The organism is Paraburkholderia sp. PAMB 6770 (genome assembly GCF_057748135.1).
This window is the reverse complement of sequence record NZ_CM173238.1, coordinates 2,222,964-2,238,008: the sequence shown is the minus strand read 5'-3', so window position 1 is coordinate 2,238,008 and position 15,045 is coordinate 2,222,964. Positions and strand designations below refer to the sequence as shown.

The window sequence follows — 15,045 nt, the reverse complement described above, 5'->3', positions numbered from 1 at the left end:
GCGGGAAAGCCCTGAGGCAAAAAGTCACAAAAGGAGTTGTATATACAAGCTCGTCCCGCTACACTTCATTGAAATTGTATAGACAGGACGCTCTCACATGATTACCCTCACGCCCGGCCACCTGACCCTCCCGCAACTGCGCCAGATCGCCCGCCAGCCCGTCACGCTGCAGCTCGATCCGGCGAGCCACGCCGCCATCGACGCCTGCGCGGCCGCGGTCGCCGCGATCGCCGCGAAGGGCGAGCCCGCTTACGGCATCAACACCGGCTTCGGCCGCCTCGCGAGCACGCACATCCCGCGCGAGCAGCTCGAACTGCTGCAGCGCAACCTGGTGCTCTCGCACGCGGTCGGCGTCGGCGAGCCGATGTCGGCGCCGGTCGTGCGGCTGCTGATCGCGCTGAAGCTGTCGAGCCTCGGGCGCGGCCACTCGGGCATCCGCCGCGAAGTGATGGAAGCGCTCGTCACGCTGTTCAACGCCGACGTGCTGCCGGTGATCCCGGTCAAGGGCTCGGTCGGCGCATCGGGCGACCTCGCGCCGCTCGCGCACATGTCGGCGGCGCTGCTCGGCGTCGGCGAGGTGTTCGCGCAGGGCGAACGGCTGCCCGCCACCGAGGGGCTGCGCCTCGTCGGCCTGAAGCCGCTCACGCTGCAGGCGAAAGAGGGCCTCGCGCTGCTCAACGGCACGCAGGCGTCCACCGCGCTCGCGCTCTACCATCTGTTCGCGATCGAAGACCTGTACCGCACCGGGCTCGTGGCGGGCGCGCTGTCGGTCGACGCCGCGGCGGGTTCGGTCAAGCCGTTCGACGCGCGCATTCACGCGCTGCGCGGCCACGCCGGCCAGATCGACGCGGCCGCGGCCTACCGCACGCTGCTCGAAGGCTCGGCCATCAACCAGTCGCACCGCGACTGCGGCAAGGTGCAGGACCCGTACAGCCTGCGCTGCCAGCCGCAGGTGATGGGCGCGTGCCTCGACCAGATGCGCGCGGCCGCGCAGACGCTGCTCGTCGAGGCGAACGCGGTGTCGGACAATCCGCTGATCTTCCCGGACACCGGCGAAGTGCTGTCGGGCGGCAACTTCCATGCGGAGCCGGTCGCGTTCGCGGCGGACAATCTCGCGCTGGCGGTGGCGGAAATCGGCGCGCTCGCCGAGCGCCGCATCGCGCTGCTGATCGACGCGACGCTGTCGGGGCTGCCGCCGTTCCTCGTGCGCGACGGCGGCGTGAACTCCGGCTTCATGATCGCGCACGTGACCGCCGCGGCGCTCGCGTCGGAGAACAAGACGCTCGCGCATCCGGCCTCGGTCGACTCGCTGCCGACCTCGGCGAACCAGGAAGACCATGTGTCGATGGCGACCTTCGCGGCGCGCAAGCTCGGCGAGATCGCGTCGAACACCGCGAACATCCTCGCGATCGAACTGCTCGCGGCAGCCCAGGGGGTCGACCTGCGCGCGCCCCACGCAACCAGCCCGCGCCTGCAGCAGGTCATGCAGACGTTGCGCGGCGAGGTCGCGCACTACGAGCTCGATCACTACTTCGCGCCGGACATCGCCGCCATTGCGCGGCTCGTGCAGGCCGGCACGATCGCCGCGCACAGCCCGTTCGCGTTCGCGTCCGGGCAGTAAGCGCCGCACCGGGCATCACGGAACCGCGAGCATGAACGCACCGGCTTACCAGGGCATCAAGGACTTCATCCTCGCCCGCATTCACGCGGGCGAGTGGTCGGAGGGCCACCAGGTGCCGTCGGAGAACGAACTCGCGCGCGAATTCGGCGTCGCGCGCATGACGGTCAACCGTGCGTTGCGCGAGCTGACCGCCGAGCAGGTGCTCACGCGCGTGCAGGGCTCCGGCACCTTCGTCGCGCGGCCGAAATACGAGTCGACGCTGGTGGCGATCCGCAGCATCTCCGACGAAATCGTCGCGCGCGGTCACCAGTACCACGCGAAGGTGCTGCACCTGGGCGCCGCGGTGGCCGACGAAGCGCTCGCGGGCGAAATGCACATGGGCAACGGCAGCCCGGTGTTTCATTCGCGCGTGCTGCATTACGAGAACGACGAGCCGGTGCAGCTCGAAGAACGCTGGGTGAATCCGGACATCGCACCCGAGTACGCGCTGCAGGATTTCACGCACACGACGCCGAACCAGTATCTCGTGCGCGTCGCGCCGCTGCAGCGCGTCGAGTACCGGATCGAGGCGGCGATGCCGGATGCGGCCACCGGCGAACTGCTGACGATGGACGAACGCGAGCCGTGCCTCGTGCTGCACCGGCGCACGTGGTCGCAGGAACGGGTCGCGTCGGTGGCGAACCTGTGGCATCCGGGCAACCGCTACCGTTTCACTGGACATTTCTGAGCGCGGCGACACGCGACATCCGAACCGCTGAACTGCTGAACCGTTTGAAGCACCTGATCCGTCTGAACCGATTTCATGCCTTCCGAGGGCCCCAACGATGAATAATCCCAAGCATATCGATCCCCGTCTCGACCCGACCCGCACGATCCGTGCGCCGCGCGGCAGCGAGAAGACCTGCCGCAGCTGGCTCACCGAGGCCGCGTACCGGATGATCCAGAACAACCTCGATCCCGAGGTGGCCGAGCACCCGCACGCGCTCGTCGTCTACGGCGGCATCGGGCGCGCGGCGCGCAACTGGGACTGCTACGACCAGATTCTCACGTCGCTGAAGGACCTGCACGACGACGAGACGCTGCTGATCCAGTCCGGCAAGCCGGTCGGCGTGTTCCGCACGCATGCGGATGCACCGCGCGTGCTGCTCGCGAACTCGAATCTGGTGCCGCACTGGGCAACCTGGGAGCACTTTCACGAACTCGACCGCAAGGGCCTGATGATGTACGGCCAGATGACCGCGGGCAGCTGGATCTATATCGGCAGCCAGGGCATCGTGCAGGGCACGTACGAAACCTTCTACGCGGTCGCGAACCAGCACTTCGGCGGCGACCCGAAAGGCCGCTGGATCCTGACGGGCGGCCTCGGCGGCATGGGCGGCGCGCAGCCGCTCGCCGCGACGATGGCGGGTTTCTCGATGATCGCGGTCGAATGCGACGAGACGCGCATCGACTTCCGTCTGAAGACGCGCTACGTCGACCAAAAGGCGAAGACGCTCGACGAGGCGCTCGCGATGCTCGACGAGGCGAAGCGGGCCGGCAAGCCGGTGTCGGTCGGGCTGCTCGGCAATGCGGCGGACGTGTTCGCCGAATGCGTCGCGCGCGGCATCACGCCGGATTGCGTGACGGACCAGACGAGCGCGCACGACCCGATCAACGGCTATCTGCCGCAGGGCTGGCGCGTCGAAGACTGGCGCGAGCGGCAGAAGACGGCGCCGGAGAGCATCGTGACGCCGGCGAAGCAGTCGATGGCGGTGCAGGTGCGTGCGATGCTGGCGCTGCAGCAGCGCGGCGCGGCCACGCTCGACTACGGCAACAACATCCGCCAGATGGCGCTGGAAATGGGCGTGGCGAACGCGTTCGACTTTCCGGGCTTCGTGCCCGCGTACATCCGGCCGCTGTTCTGCGAAGGCAAGGGGCCGTTCCGCTGGGTGGCGCTGTCGGGCGACCCGGAGGACATCTACAAGACCGATGCGAAGGTGAAGGAGCTGATTCCGGACGACCCGCACCTGCACAACTGGCTCGACATGGCGCGCGAGCGGATTGCGTTCCAGGGGTTGCCCGCGCGGATCTGCTGGGTCGGCGTGAAGGATCGCTACCGGCTCGGCCAGGCGTTCAACGAAATGGTGAAGCGCGGCGAGCTGAAGGCGCCGGTGGTGATCGGCCGCGATCATCTGGACACCGGCTCGGTCGCGAGCCCGAACCGCGAAACGGAGGCGATGCAGGACGGCTCGGACGCGGTCAGCGACTGGCCGCTGCTGAATGCGCTGCTGAACACCGCCGGCGGCGCGACGTGGGTGTCGCTGCATCACGGCGGCGGAGTCGGGATGGGCTTCTCGCAGCACGCGGGCGTCGTGATCGTCGCGGACGGCAGCGATGCCGCGCACGAGCGGCTCGGGCGCGTGCTGTTCAACGATCCGGCCACCGGCGTGATGCGTCACGCGGATGCGGGCTACGACCTCGCGCAGCAGACCGCTCGCGAGGCCGGGCTGAAGCTGCCGATGCTCGGCCGCGGCGTGTGAGGCGCGCCATGTCGGCCGTCGTCGCCGGGGGTGGGTTCGTCGCGTCGGCGAGCGACGCGTTCACGCTGATTCGCGCGGCGGATCTGGTCGCGGCGCCGTGGAAAAACGGCGGCGGCGTCACGCGCGAGATCGCGGCGTATCCGCCGCACGCGGGGCTCGATGCGTTCGTGTGGCGCGTGAGCGTCGCGGACGTCGCGCAGCCGGGACCGTTTTCGCGCTTTCCCGGCATCGACCGCACGCTGGTGCTGCTGGCGGGGGCCGGCATGCGGCTCGACGCCGCCGGAGGGCGCGCGCATACGCTCGCGCAGCCGCTCGACGTCGCGCGCTTTTCGGGCGAGGCCGCGCTTTGCGCCGTGCTCTCCGACGGCGCGACGCGCGACTTCAACCTGATGGTGCGGCGCGACGCGGCGCGCGGCTCGCTCGAGGTATGGCGCGTCGACGGCGAGCAGCGGCAGCGTCTGTCGGCGGACGACGCGCTGCTGTTCTGCGCGGACGGCGCGCTGGAGGTCGCGTTCGACGTGGCGTCCGGGGCGTCCGAGCCCGCGCAGCGGTTTGCGCTCGGCATCGGCGACACGCTGCATATCGCGGCGCCGCGCGCGCTTGCGTGCACGGTGCGCGGGCAGGGCGCGCTGCTGGCGGTGCGGGTGGATCATCTTGTGGCGGGCGTTGCCTGAGCCGGTTGCGGCACGCCCTCGTGCAACGACAAACACAGGCGGTAACGGATATCCGATGAAGCAGACGGTCTGGCATCACCTGAAACTGTGCGCCGCGGGCGACCCGCGCGATACGCTCGACGCCGCCGCGATCGCGGTGCGCGACGGCCGGATCGCGTGGCTCGGCGCGGCGCACGCGCTGCCCGCCGAGTACGCCGCGTGGCCGCGCGAAGACCTGCACGGCGCGTGGGTCACGCCGGGGCTCGTCGACTGCCATACGCATCTCGTGTACGGCGGCCAGCGCGCCGACGAGTTCGCGCAGCGCCTCGCCGGCGCGAGCTACGAGCAGATCGCGCAGCAGGGCGGCGGGATCGTGTCGACGGTGCGCGCCACCCGCGCGGCGAGCGAGGACGCATTGCTGCGCGCGGCCGCCGCGCGTATCGAGCCGCTCATTGCCGAAGGCGTGACCGCGCTCGAAATCAAGTCCGGCTACGGGCTCGATCTGGCGAGCGAGCGCAAGTTGCTGCGCGTTGCACGTCGGCTCGGCGAACAGTATCCGGTGTCCGTCTACACGACCTTTCTCGGCGCGCATGCGCTGCCGCCGGAATTCGCCGGCCGCGCGGACGACTACGTCGACGCGGTGTGCGAGCAGATGCTGCCCGCGCTCGTCGACGAAGGGCTCGTCGACGCGGTCGACGTATTCTGCGAGCGGATCGCGTTCTCGCCGGCCCAGGCGGAGCGCGTATTCAACGCGGCCGCGCGGGCCGGGCTGCCGGTGAAGATGCACGCCGAGCAGTTGTCGAACAGCGGCGGCGCGGCGCTGGCAGCGCGCCACCATGCGCTGTCCGCGGACCATCTGGAGTTTCTCGACGAAGCGGGGGTGGCGGCGATGAAGGCGGCCGGCACGGTCGCGGTGCTGTTGCCGGGCGCGTTCTACTTCATTCGCGAGACGCAGTTGCCGCCGCTCGATCTGCTGCGCCGCTACGAGGTGCCAATCGCAATCGCGACCGACAGCAATCCTGGCACCTCGCCGGCCACGTCGCTGCCGCTGACGATGAACATGGCCGCCACGCTGTTCCGCATGACCGTGCCCGAGGTGCTGCAGGGCGTGACTCGCCACGCCGCGCAGGCGCTCGGCAAGGCCGATCGGCACGGCTTGCTCGCGCCGGGCCGGCCGGCCGATTTCGCGGTCTGGCAGATCGAGACGCTCGCCGAACTCGCGTACTGGTTCGGACGTCCGCTGTGCGCGCGGGTGGTTCGCGGCGGCGAGACCGTCCATCGTCGCGGCGTGCCTGCATAACGGGCGACATGGCGGCTCGCGCGGCGTGCGTCGCGCGTTTTTTCCAGAGCGCTTTTCTCAAAGCACGTTTTCCGAAGCGCTTTTTTCGAAGCACTTTTTTCAAGGCGCTTTTTCCAAAGCGCTTTTTCCAAGGGTTCCGAATGACTGAATCGAGAGCGTTGTCTCGCGACGCATCGCCGCGCGCGCTGTTTGCCGAGCACGCGTGGCTGCCGGATGGCTGGCGCCGCGATGTGCTGCTGGAATGGAACGCGGCCGGCGTGCTGAGTTCGGTCGCCGCGGACAGCGTCGCGCCGGCGGGCGTCGCGCGCGCGGCGGGTCCGCTGCTGCCCGGCATGACGAACCTGCATTCGCACGCGTTCCAGCGCGCGATGGCCGGGCTTACCGAGTACCGCGCGAGCGCGGCCGATTCGTTCTGGAGCTGGCGCGACCTGATGTACCGCTTCGCGGCGAAGCTCTCGCCGGCGGGCCTTCACGCGATTGCGCAATGGCTCTACGTCGAGATGCTGAAGGCCGGCTATACGTCGGTGTGCGAGTTCCATTACGTGCACCGGCGCCCGGACGGCAGCCCGTACGCGAATCCGGCCGAGCTGGCCGAGCAGGTGGTCGATGCGGCGCGCGCGAGCGGCATCGGCATCACGATGCTGCCGGTGTTGTACCAGTACAGCGGCTTCGGCAGCGAGCCGCCGCGCGCGGATCAGCGGCGCTTCATCGAGACGCCCGAGAGCCTGCTCGGCCTGCTCGACACGCTGCGCACGACGCATCCCGAAGATAGCGCGCGCCGTTACGGCGTCGCGCCGCACTCGCTGCGCGCGGTGTCCGGCACGTCGCTGCGCGCGCTGCTCGACGGGCTCGACGCGCAGCTGCCGGGCGCGCCGGTGCACCTCCATATCGCCGAGCAGACGGCCGAAGTCGAGGCCTGCGTGGCCAGCACCGGCGCGCGGCCGGTGCAGTGGCTGCTCGACCGCTTCGATGTGAACGCGCGCTGGTGTCTCGTGCACGCCACCCACATCGACGCGCAGGAAACCGCGGCGCTGGCGCGCAGCGGCGCGGTGGCGGGGCTGTGCCTGACGACCGAGGCCAATCTCGGCGACGGCATTTTCCCGGCGCGCGATTATCTCGAGGCGCAAGGGCAGTTCGGCATCGGTTCGGACAGTCATATCGCGGTCGACTGGCGGGCCGAGTTGCGTCTGCTCGAATACGGGCAGCGGCTGCTGAGCCGGCAGCGCAACGTGCTCGCGTCGGCTCGGCGCCCGCAGGTTGCCGAGCGCCTGTTCGCGGCCGCGCTGGCGGGCGGCGCGCGCGCCGGCGGCCGCGCGACGGCGGGCCTCGCGCCCGGACAGCGGGCCGACTGGATCGTGCTCGATCCCGCCCATCCCGCGCTCGATGCGCACGCGCCGGATGCGTGGCTGTCCGGCGTCGTGTTTTGCGAACACGGCGAAACGCCGGTGCGCGATGTCTACTGCGGCGGCGACAAGATCGTCGACGCGCGCCGCCATCGCGACGAAGCGCAGGTGTACGCGCGCTATCGCGCGGCGCTGGCCGCGCTGCTGCAGTGATCCGCGGCGCCCGGGCGGCGCGGGTGCCGCCGCGGTTCGAATCGGCGATGCGCGCCGCGCTCGACTACGGGCGGGCTAGTGTGCTGAGGCACTGAGGCACTGGGGCACTGAGGCACTGAGGCACTGAGGCACTGAGGCACTGAGGCGCCAACGCGCCAACGCGCCAATGCGCCAATGCGCCAATGCGCAGCTCGCCGGTCACTCGCCTACAGGCGCAGCTCGGACAGAATCTGTCCGGCGAGGAAATCGCACGGCGGCCGGTTCGAGCGCTCGCTGCGCGCGAGCACGATCTCCAGCTCCGGCAGCGGCGGCAGGCCCTGCGCGCGCCCAAGCTGCACGAAATGGGCGGGCACCGCGCAACGCGCGAGCGGCGCGATCGCCAGCCCGGCCTCGACCATGCTGTACAGGCCCATCAGGCTCGGGCTCTCGTACGACGTGCGATACGCGATCTTCGCGTGCTCCAGCGCATGAATGGCGTTGGCGCGCGCGACGCTGCCCGCTTCGAACAGCGCGATCGGCAGCGGCCGCTCCTTCCAGATCTCGCGGCCCGGCATCGCCGCGCCGGCCCAGACCATCGGCTCGAAGCGGATGAAATCGCCGGTCACGCCTTTCATCCGCGTGGCGCACGCGAGATCGATCTTGTTGTCGCGGATCAGCGGCGCGAGCGCAGGGCTCGGCAGGCCAATCACCTGAATCTCCACCTTCGGATAGTTCGCGGAAAACTTGCGCAGCACCGACGGCAACAGCGACGACGCGTAGTCGTCCGGCACGCCGATCGACACGCGCCCCTTGACCTCGGGATGCACGAGCGAGGCCCATGCTTCGTCGCGCAGCGCGAGCATGCGGCGCGCGTAAGCGATCAGCACCTGGCCGTCCGGCGTCGGCGTGATGCTGCGCGCGCCGCGCACGAACAGCGGCTTGCCGAGCGCGTCTTCGAGCGCGCGAATCTGCATGCTTAGTGCGGACTGCGAACGATGCACGAGCGCGGCGCCGCGCACGAAACTGCCGGCGTCGGCGATCGCGACGACCATCGCGAGCACGTCGAGATCGAGGGTTTTCATGGATATCAGGGAAGCTGATCAGAACGTTCAATATATCGCGTTTGTCTGAACGTGCCCAGCCACGCATACTCGTTGCGTCGCGGCACGGGCACTGCGCGCCGTGCGCACGATTCTGCGTTGATCCCTTCCTGACAGCGCGCGCCGCGCGCGCGGAGACGCTCCGATGACCGCTCCCGATCCGACCACCTACGACGACTTTTGCCGGCGCGGCGTGCGCCTCGACATGTCGCGCGGCAAACCCGCGCCCGATCAGCTCGATCTGTCGCGCGCGCTGCTCGACGACGCGGCCGGCGCGGGCTTCCTGTCGGGCGACGGCATCGACTGCCGCAACTATGGCCACGTGCTCGGTTTGCCCGAAGCGCGCGCATTCGGCGCGGCGCTGCTCGACGCGCCCGCCGACCAGGTGGTGGCGGCCGGCAATTCGAGCCTCGAACTGATGCACGACGCGCTCGTCTTCGCGATGCTGTCCGGCGTGCCGGGCGGCACGCCGTGGGGCCGGCAGCCGGACGTCGCGATCCTGTGCCCGGTGCCCGGCTACGACCGCCATTTCGCGATCTGCGAGGCGCTCGGCATCCGCATGATCAACGTGCCGATGCATGCGGACGGGCCGGACATGGACTTCGTCGAGGCGCAGGTGGCGCGCGATCCGGCCATCAAGGGGATGTGGTGCATGCCGCTCTACAGCAACCCGAGCGGCGCGATCTACGCGCCGGACGTAGTGCGCCGGCTCGCGTCGATGCCGGCCGCCGCCGCGGACTTCCGGCTGTTATGGGACGACGCGTATCGCTTCCACCATCTCGGCGCGCAGGCGCTGCGCACGGCCGACGTGCTCGCCGCGTGCGCGGCGGCCGGTCACGCGGATCGCGCGCTGGTGTTCGCCTCGCTCTCGAAGGTCACCTTCGGCGGCGGGGCGCTCGCTTTTCTTGCCGCTTCGCCGCGCAACGTTCAATGGTGGCAGCAGCGGGTGTCGATCCGCACGATCGGACCGGACAAGCTCAACCAGTTGCGCCACGTTCGCTACCTGCGCGACCGGGCCGGGCTCGAAGCGCTGATGGCGCGGCACCGCGCGTTGCTCGCGCCGAAGTTCGCGGCGGTCGATGCGGCGTTCGAACAGCATCTGTCCGGCATCCCGGAGGTCAGCTGGAACCGGCCGGCGGGCGGCTACTTCATCAGCCTGTATACGCCGCCGGGCTACGCGAAGCGCACCGTGGCGCTCGCCGCGGCGGCCGGCCTCGTGCTGACGCCGGCCGGCGCCGGGTATCCGTACGGGCGCGACCCGGACGACCGGCACCTGCGGATCGCGCCGACCTTTCCGGCACTCGACGACGTGCGCCGCGCGGCTCACGGCATCGCGCTGTCGCTGCGGCGCGCGCTGCAGGAGGGCGCGGGGCACTAGGGGCGGGCCCGCTCGCGGGCGCCGGCGATGTGCTACAACGACAGTAGCCGCCGGGTCGTCGCCGGACAGCGCCCGGCACGAGGAGCGATCTGGATGCACCCCGCCGCCGCGCAGAGCCCGTTTTCGCGTATGCCGTGCGCCGAGCCGCGCCCGGCGGCGCGGCGTGCCGCATGCGCCGGTCCCGACGCGGCGCGGCATGCGGGGCGGGGCGGCAGATGAACCGCCGCGGCGCGCGCCGTCACGGGGCACGTATCGGCGTGCGCGTCGTACCGATGGCGCTCGTGGCGCTCGGGCTGGCTACGGTCGGCGGGGCGCACGCGCAGCAGGACACGGCGGATGCCGCCCGCGCACCGTCGACGATCGAGCGCGACGTGCATGACTTCGTTATCCAGAAGGATGGCTCCGTCGAAGAGCACGACGATACCGTGCTGCGCGCGAACACGGCCAGCGGTGTCGATGACATTGCCGAGCGCTACGTCTGGTTCAACAAGGACATCGAGAAGGTGCAACTGCTCGCGGCCGATACGATCGACCCGGACGGCACCGTGCATCCGGTCGGCGCGGACGGCATTCGCGACGTGCAGGAGCCGCGCTCGGCCGGCGCGCCGACGTTCGAGGACGGCGTGCTGCGCACGGTGATCTTTCCCGGCGTGGAGCCCGGTTCGCGCGTTCATCTGGCGTTTCGCAAGACGCGCGCGAAAGCGCTCGAAGCCGGCACGTTTTCGTATCTCGTCGAACCGACCGGGCAGCCCGTCGAACTGCAGCGGCTGATCTTCGACCTGCCTGCGGATGTGCCGCTGTACGCGGACGCGCGCGGCTACGTCGCGCAGCCGCCGGTCACCGAACACGGCCGCACGCGCTACGAATTCGACTACCGGCACGGCACGTATGCACGCGTCGAGGCCGGCGCGATCGGGTACGAAAGCTGGGGCGACCGCCTGATGGTGTCGACGCTGCCCCGCTATGCGGACTTCGCGGCGCGCTACCGCGATGCGGCCGTCGATCCGACCCGCGACGATCCGGCCATCGTCGCGCTGGCAAGGACGCTGACCGCGAATGCGGCGGACCCGCGCGAGAAGGCGCGCATCCTGTACGACTGGGTCCGCACGAATATCCGCTATGTCGCGCTCTTTCTGGGCGAGACGGCCGCGGTGCCGCACCACGCGCTCGACATCCTGCGCACCCGCTACGGCGACTGCAAGGATCACGTGGCGCTCTACACGGCGCTGCTCGCCGCGGTCGGCATCCGCAGCGAGGCGGTGCTGATCGGTCTCGGGCCCGACTACACGCTGCCCGCCGTGCCGGGGTATGGCGCGAGCGCGATCAACCATGTGATCACGTGGATTGAACCGTTGCAGCGGTTTGCCGATACGACGGCGGGCGGCGGCACGAGCTTCGGCTATCTGCCGTTCGACGTGATGGACCGGCCGGCGCTGCGGGTCGACGACGGCGCGCTCGTGCGCACGCCGGCCAGCGAGCCGCGCGCGCGGGCGGTGCGGCTGCAGCTCGCGGTGGACGACGGCGGTGCGGCATCGTACGCGTATCGGGTGGTCGATTCGGGCGTGACGGCCGAACTCGAACGCAACGTGTTTCGCCGCGCGAGCGCCCAGCGCGCGCAGCAGATCGTCGCGAGCCGTCTGCTCGCGACGGGCCTGCACGGCAGCGCGATGCTGCAGACGAGCGACGTCGCCGCGACGCGCGGTCCGTTCACGACGACGCTTGCCGGTACGCTCGACCACGTCGTCTGGCCCGACGGGACCACCGCGGTGCCGGCGCTGTCGAGCTTCGCGGGCGGCATCGCGAGCCAGGTGCAGACGTGGCTCGAGGAGCCGCGCCGGACGCAGCCGTGGGTGTGTCTCGACGGGGACTTCGACGAGGTCGGCCAGATCGCGCTGCCCGCGACCGTGCAGGTGACGGACGTGCCCGACGATGCGAGCGTGCAGGACCGCTACTTCGTCTACACCTCGCATTACGTGTTCGATCCGCGCTTGCGCGTGCTGCAGATCACGCGGCATCTGCAGGCGCGCTTCGGCGGCGAGGTGTGCTCGCCGCAGGCCTTCGACGCGATGCGTCCGGCGCTCGAACGCATCGATCGCGACGTGTCGTCGCAACTGGTCGTGAAGGCGTTGCCGCGCTAGTGGCCGCCGCCCTTCGTGACGACCGGCACCCACTGTCCGTGCTTCACCTGGTAGAGCGTCGAGCTGGCGTCCTTCAGCGAACCGTCCGGCTCGAACGCGATCGGGCCGGTGATGCCGTCGACGCGGATCGTCTTCAGCACCGGGCGGTAGACGGCCGGCGACGTGGACTGGGCCTTCTGCATCGCCTTGATCGCGGTCCACGCGGCGTCATAGCCGAACGGCGCGTACGACAGGATGTCCACGCCGAAGCGCTTGCGAAATTTCGCCGCGAAATCCTTGCCGCCCGGCAACTGCGCGAGCGGGCGGCCGTATTCCCAGGCCATCGTGCCCTCGGCCGCGTCGCCGGCGAGCTTGATGAACTCCGGATCCTTCACGCCGCCGCCGCCCACCAGTTGCGCGGTGAGGCCGAGCTGCTTCATCCGCTTCGCGACGTCCGCGGCTTGCGTATCGAGGCCGCCGAAGAACAGCAGGTCCGCGTCGGCGCCCTTGATCGCGGTGAGCTGCGTGCTGAAATCGACCGCCTGGTTGTTCGTGTATTCGTGCGCGACGATCGTGCCGCCGTGCGCCTTGACCGCCTTCTCGAACTCGTCGGCCTCGCCCTGGCCGAACGCGGTGCGGTCGTCGAGGATCGCGATGCGCTTCGCCTTCGTCACCTCGACTGCATAGGCGCCCGCGTTGCCGGCGTTCTGTGCGTCGGTCGAAATCACCATGAAGGTGTTGGCGAAATTCCGGCCGGTGATGAGCGGATTCGTCGCGGCCGGATCGATCATCGGAATGCCTGCCTGCTCGTAGACCTGGGAGGCTGGAATCGTCGTGCCCGAATTGAAATGGCCCACCACGACCGAGACCTGCGTATCGACCAGTTTCTGCGCAGCTTCGACGCCGATGCGCGGGTCGGCCTGATCGTCCTCGGCGACCAGTTCGAAGTGCGCGACCTTGCCGCCGATCCGGATCTTCTGCGCGTTGGCTTCGTCCAGCGCAAGCTGCACGCCGTTTTCGAGGTCCTTGCCGTAGCCGGCGTTCACGCCGGTAAGCGGCGCGGCGAAGCCGATCTTGACCGGCAGACTGGCTGCCCGGCCCGACAGCGGGGCGAATGCGAGGAGCGCAACCAGCGCGGCGGCAAGCGGTTTCAGCGTATTGCGACGACTCATGCTTTCTTCTCCCATCGACAGGTTCAGGTGACGAATCACGATGCGGCCCGCGCCGCCGACACCACGCGACGGCACGACAGCGGGTGCGCGGCCGGCGCGCCGTGCGGGCGAGCTCATCTGGCGCGAATATAGGAAGCCAATATGGGAGCGTCTTGGCAGTTCACGGCGCGTCGCATGAGCATTTCGGCACAGTCGACGCAGCCGGCGCAGCCGGCGCCGGCGCGACGCGGCGGGTGGGCGGCGCGTGCAGGGCGGGTGAGCGCGCGCGCCGGGCGTGGCGCGGCGAGGGCGGGGAACGCGGGGCAACGCAGGAAGGGGGGCGGGTGAAGCGGGTAGAGCGGGTAGAGCGGGTGAAGCGGGTGAAGCGGGTGAAGCGGGTGAAGCGGGTGAAGCGGGTGAAGCGGGTGAAGCGGGTGAAGCGGGTGAAGCGGCGGCTAACGCCTGCCGCGATCCGGCTATTGCTCGCCCTGCAGGCGCAACAGTTCTTCGCGCAGGCGCACGAGCGGCGCCTGGGTGGCTTCGTCGGCCCAGGTCTCGAGATCGTCGAGCGCGCGCTGGCAGCCGTCGAGCACGAGGTCGAGATCGACCGGCACGCCGTTGGCGAGCGCGAAATGCAGCGTCTGCGCAAACTGCTCGCACTCCTCGTCGCCGTACGAGATGTCGAGGCTTTCGGCGATCACCTGGGCAATCTGGCTGCGCGCGCGGTCGTCCGGCGCGACCATCTCGATCACGCCGCGCGCGACGGCCGGCGAGTAGTAAAGCGCAATGTCGAGCCACTGCGCGGGATCGAACCCGTCCTCGCCGAACTGCGCCTCGAAGTACTCGATCGCTTCCTGCTCGTGCGCTTCGTCCGCATCGACGCTGATGCACAGCGCCTCGAAATATTCTTCCCGCTCGCTGCGGATCTGACCGTCCATCTGTGCCTCGTCTGTGCTGGTTGCCGGCGCCGCGATGCAGGCGCGGCACGCATTATAGGATGCACGGCGGTGCTCGGCGTGCGCTGCGTATGGCGCGCGGGCGGCGGCGTCCGCGCGAGCCCGGCGCGGCCGGCCGGCGGTGGCGCCGTCGCAACAGTGTGTTCCAGATTGCGCGATGCATTGCTGCGCCGCAGCGGTTACACTTCTGCCCGTCGCGCGCGGCGGGCCGATCGGCTGCCCGCGTTCGCGCAAAGATTGGCGTGGCGAGGAGAGCAGGATGAAGGGGGCAGGATTTGCGGCGGGCGCGATCGCGCTGACCGTGGCGGGTGCGCTGAGCGTCGCGCCTTCGATGATGCGCACGGCCCGGCTGAGCGGCGCCGCCGTGCTCGCGCAGATTGACGGTGACCCGACGGCATCGCGCGCCGAGGCGAATGCCGCGGACGCGGTGACCGACGTCAATGCGGTAAACGCGACATCGCGGAGCACGGCGCTTGCCGCGCGCGACGGCCTCGAGCGCGCGTCGTTCGAACGGGGCGGCGTGCACGCGCCGGGCAGCCTCGCCCGCTGAAGGTCACGCCGCGCGCACCGGGTTGTCCGGTGCCCCAAGACGCACCGGTATCGTACCGGCGAGACAGGCATCGCGCATCGATGCCCAGCGCGACGGGTCGTTTCTCCGCGCTATGCGCTGAAGCTGTCGTGCGCCCAGTGACCGGCGACCCGGTGACCCGCGACC

General features: G+C 70.0%; 12 protein-coding genes. 9 read left to right on the top strand and 3 right to left on the bottom strand.

Annotation, left to right across the window (positions count from 1 at the left end):
* Positions 1–97: 97 nt before the first annotated feature.
* The 6 genes from hutH to AC3AP7_RS10120 all read left to right on the top strand — a co-directional run bounded on the left by hutH (position 98) and on the right by AC3AP7_RS10120 (position 7,649).
* Positions 98–1,621, top strand: coding sequence for a histidine ammonia-lyase (gene hutH / locus AC3AP7_RS10145; protein WP_475763423.1), 1,524 nt, complete (start codon positions 98–100; stop codon positions 1,619–1,621).
* A 31-nt stretch (positions 1,622–1,652) separates the two neighbouring features.
* On the top strand, positions 1,653–2,348 hold the full coding sequence (gene hutC / locus AC3AP7_RS10140) for a histidine utilization transcriptional repressor HutC (protein WP_475763425.1): 696 nt from the start codon (positions 1,653–1,655) through the stop codon (positions 2,346–2,348).
* Positions 2,349–2,445: 97 nt separating this feature from the next.
* On the top strand, positions 2,446–4,140 hold the full coding sequence (gene hutU / locus AC3AP7_RS10135) for a urocanate hydratase (protein WP_475763427.1): 1,695 nt from the start codon (positions 2,446–2,448) through the stop codon (positions 4,138–4,140).
* An 8-nt stretch (positions 4,141–4,148) separates the two neighbouring features.
* Positions 4,149–4,814, top strand: a complete 666-nt coding sequence (locus AC3AP7_RS10130; protein ID WP_475763429.1) for a HutD/Ves family protein — start codon at positions 4,149–4,151, stop codon at positions 4,812–4,814.
* Between the two features lie 55 nt (positions 4,815–4,869).
* Positions 4,870–6,093, top strand: coding sequence for an imidazolonepropionase (hutI, locus tag AC3AP7_RS10125; RefSeq protein WP_475763431.1), 1,224 nt, complete (start codon positions 4,870–4,872; stop codon positions 6,091–6,093).
* A 140-nt stretch (positions 6,094–6,233) separates the two neighbouring features.
* Positions 6,234–7,649: a formimidoylglutamate deiminase gene (locus AC3AP7_RS10120; protein ID WP_475763433.1), complete on the top strand. Its 1,416-nt coding sequence runs from the start codon at positions 6,234–6,236 to the stop codon at positions 7,647–7,649.
* A gap of 206 nt (positions 7,650–7,855) precedes the next feature.
* Here the strand turns inward: AC3AP7_RS10120 and AC3AP7_RS10115 are convergent, their stop codons facing one another.
* The gene (locus tag AC3AP7_RS10115) at positions 7,856–8,710 is read right to left on the bottom strand and encodes a LysR substrate-binding domain-containing protein (protein WP_475763435.1); all 855 of its coding nucleotides are present in this window, start codon (positions 8,708–8,710) and stop codon (positions 7,856–7,858) included.
* Positions 8,711–8,873: 163 nt separating this feature from the next.
* Here AC3AP7_RS10115 and AC3AP7_RS10110 point away from each other — a divergent pair, with 163 nt between their 5' ends.
* The gene (locus AC3AP7_RS10110; RefSeq protein WP_475763436.1) at positions 8,874–10,106 is read left to right on the top strand and encodes an aspartate aminotransferase type Ic; all 1,233 of its coding nucleotides are present in this window, start codon (positions 8,874–8,876) and stop codon (positions 10,104–10,106) included.
* 215 nt (positions 10,107–10,321) lie between these two features.
* Positions 10,322–12,244, top strand: coding sequence for a DUF3857 domain-containing transglutaminase family protein (locus tag AC3AP7_RS10105; protein WP_475763438.1), 1,923 nt, complete (start codon positions 10,322–10,324; stop codon positions 12,242–12,244).
* On the opposite strand, the gene AC3AP7_RS10100 is transcribed toward AC3AP7_RS10105, so the two are convergent.
* Together AC3AP7_RS10100 and AC3AP7_RS10095 are read right to left on the bottom strand one after the other, a co-directional pair.
* The gene (locus AC3AP7_RS10100) at positions 12,241–13,395 is read right to left on the bottom strand and encodes a branched-chain amino acid ABC transporter substrate-binding protein (RefSeq protein WP_475767995.1); all 1,155 of its coding nucleotides are present in this window, start codon (positions 13,393–13,395) and stop codon (positions 12,241–12,243) included. The two genes, AC3AP7_RS10105 and AC3AP7_RS10100, sit on opposite strands and share 4 nt — an antisense overlap.
* A 455-nt stretch (positions 13,396–13,850) precedes the next feature.
* Entirely contained in the window at positions 13,851–14,312 is a 462-nt protein-coding gene (locus AC3AP7_RS10095; RefSeq protein WP_475763440.1) for a hypothetical protein, read from the bottom strand.
* A gap of 175 nt (positions 14,313–14,487) precedes the next feature.
* On the opposite strand from AC3AP7_RS10095, the gene AC3AP7_RS10090 reads away from it, so the two are divergent.
* Positions 14,488–14,880, top strand: coding sequence for a hypothetical protein (locus tag AC3AP7_RS10090; RefSeq protein WP_475763442.1), 393 nt, complete (start codon positions 14,488–14,490; stop codon positions 14,878–14,880).
* Positions 14,881–15,045: the final 165 nt, after the last annotated feature.

Coding starts and splice junctions, on each gene's coding strand:
- AC3AP7_RS10105 (WP_475763438.1), top strand. CDS start 10,322: ATGAACCGCCGCGGCGCGCGCCGTCACGGGGCACGTATCGGCGTGCGC.
- AC3AP7_RS10100 (WP_475767995.1), bottom strand. CDS start 13,395: ATGAGTCGTCGCAATACGCTGAAACCGCTTGCCGCCGCGCTGGTTGCG.
- AC3AP7_RS10110 (WP_475763436.1), top strand. CDS start 8,874: ATGACCGCTCCCGATCCGACCACCTACGACGACTTTTGCCGGCGCGGC.
- hutH (WP_475763423.1), top strand. CDS start 98: ATGATTACCCTCACGCCCGGCCACCTGACCCTCCCGCAACTGCGCCAG.
- hutU (WP_475763427.1), top strand. CDS start 2,446: ATGAATAATCCCAAGCATATCGATCCCCGTCTCGACCCGACCCGCACG.
- AC3AP7_RS10115 (WP_475763435.1), bottom strand. CDS start 8,710: ATGAAAACCCTCGATCTCGACGTGCTCGCGATGGTCGTCGCGATCGCC.
- hutI (WP_475763431.1), top strand. CDS start 4,870: ATGAAGCAGACGGTCTGGCATCACCTGAAACTGTGCGCCGCGGGCGAC.
- AC3AP7_RS10090 (WP_475763442.1), top strand. CDS start 14,488: ATGCATTGCTGCGCCGCAGCGGTTACACTTCTGCCCGTCGCGCGCGGC.
- AC3AP7_RS10130 (WP_475763429.1), top strand. CDS start 4,149: ATGTCGGCCGTCGTCGCCGGGGGTGGGTTCGTCGCGTCGGCGAGCGAC.
- AC3AP7_RS10120 (WP_475763433.1), top strand. CDS start 6,234: ATGACTGAATCGAGAGCGTTGTCTCGCGACGCATCGCCGCGCGCGCTG.
- hutC (WP_475763425.1), top strand. CDS start 1,653: ATGAACGCACCGGCTTACCAGGGCATCAAGGACTTCATCCTCGCCCGC.
- AC3AP7_RS10095 (WP_475763440.1), bottom strand. CDS start 14,312: ATGGACGGTCAGATCCGCAGCGAGCGGGAAGAATATTTCGAGGCGCTG.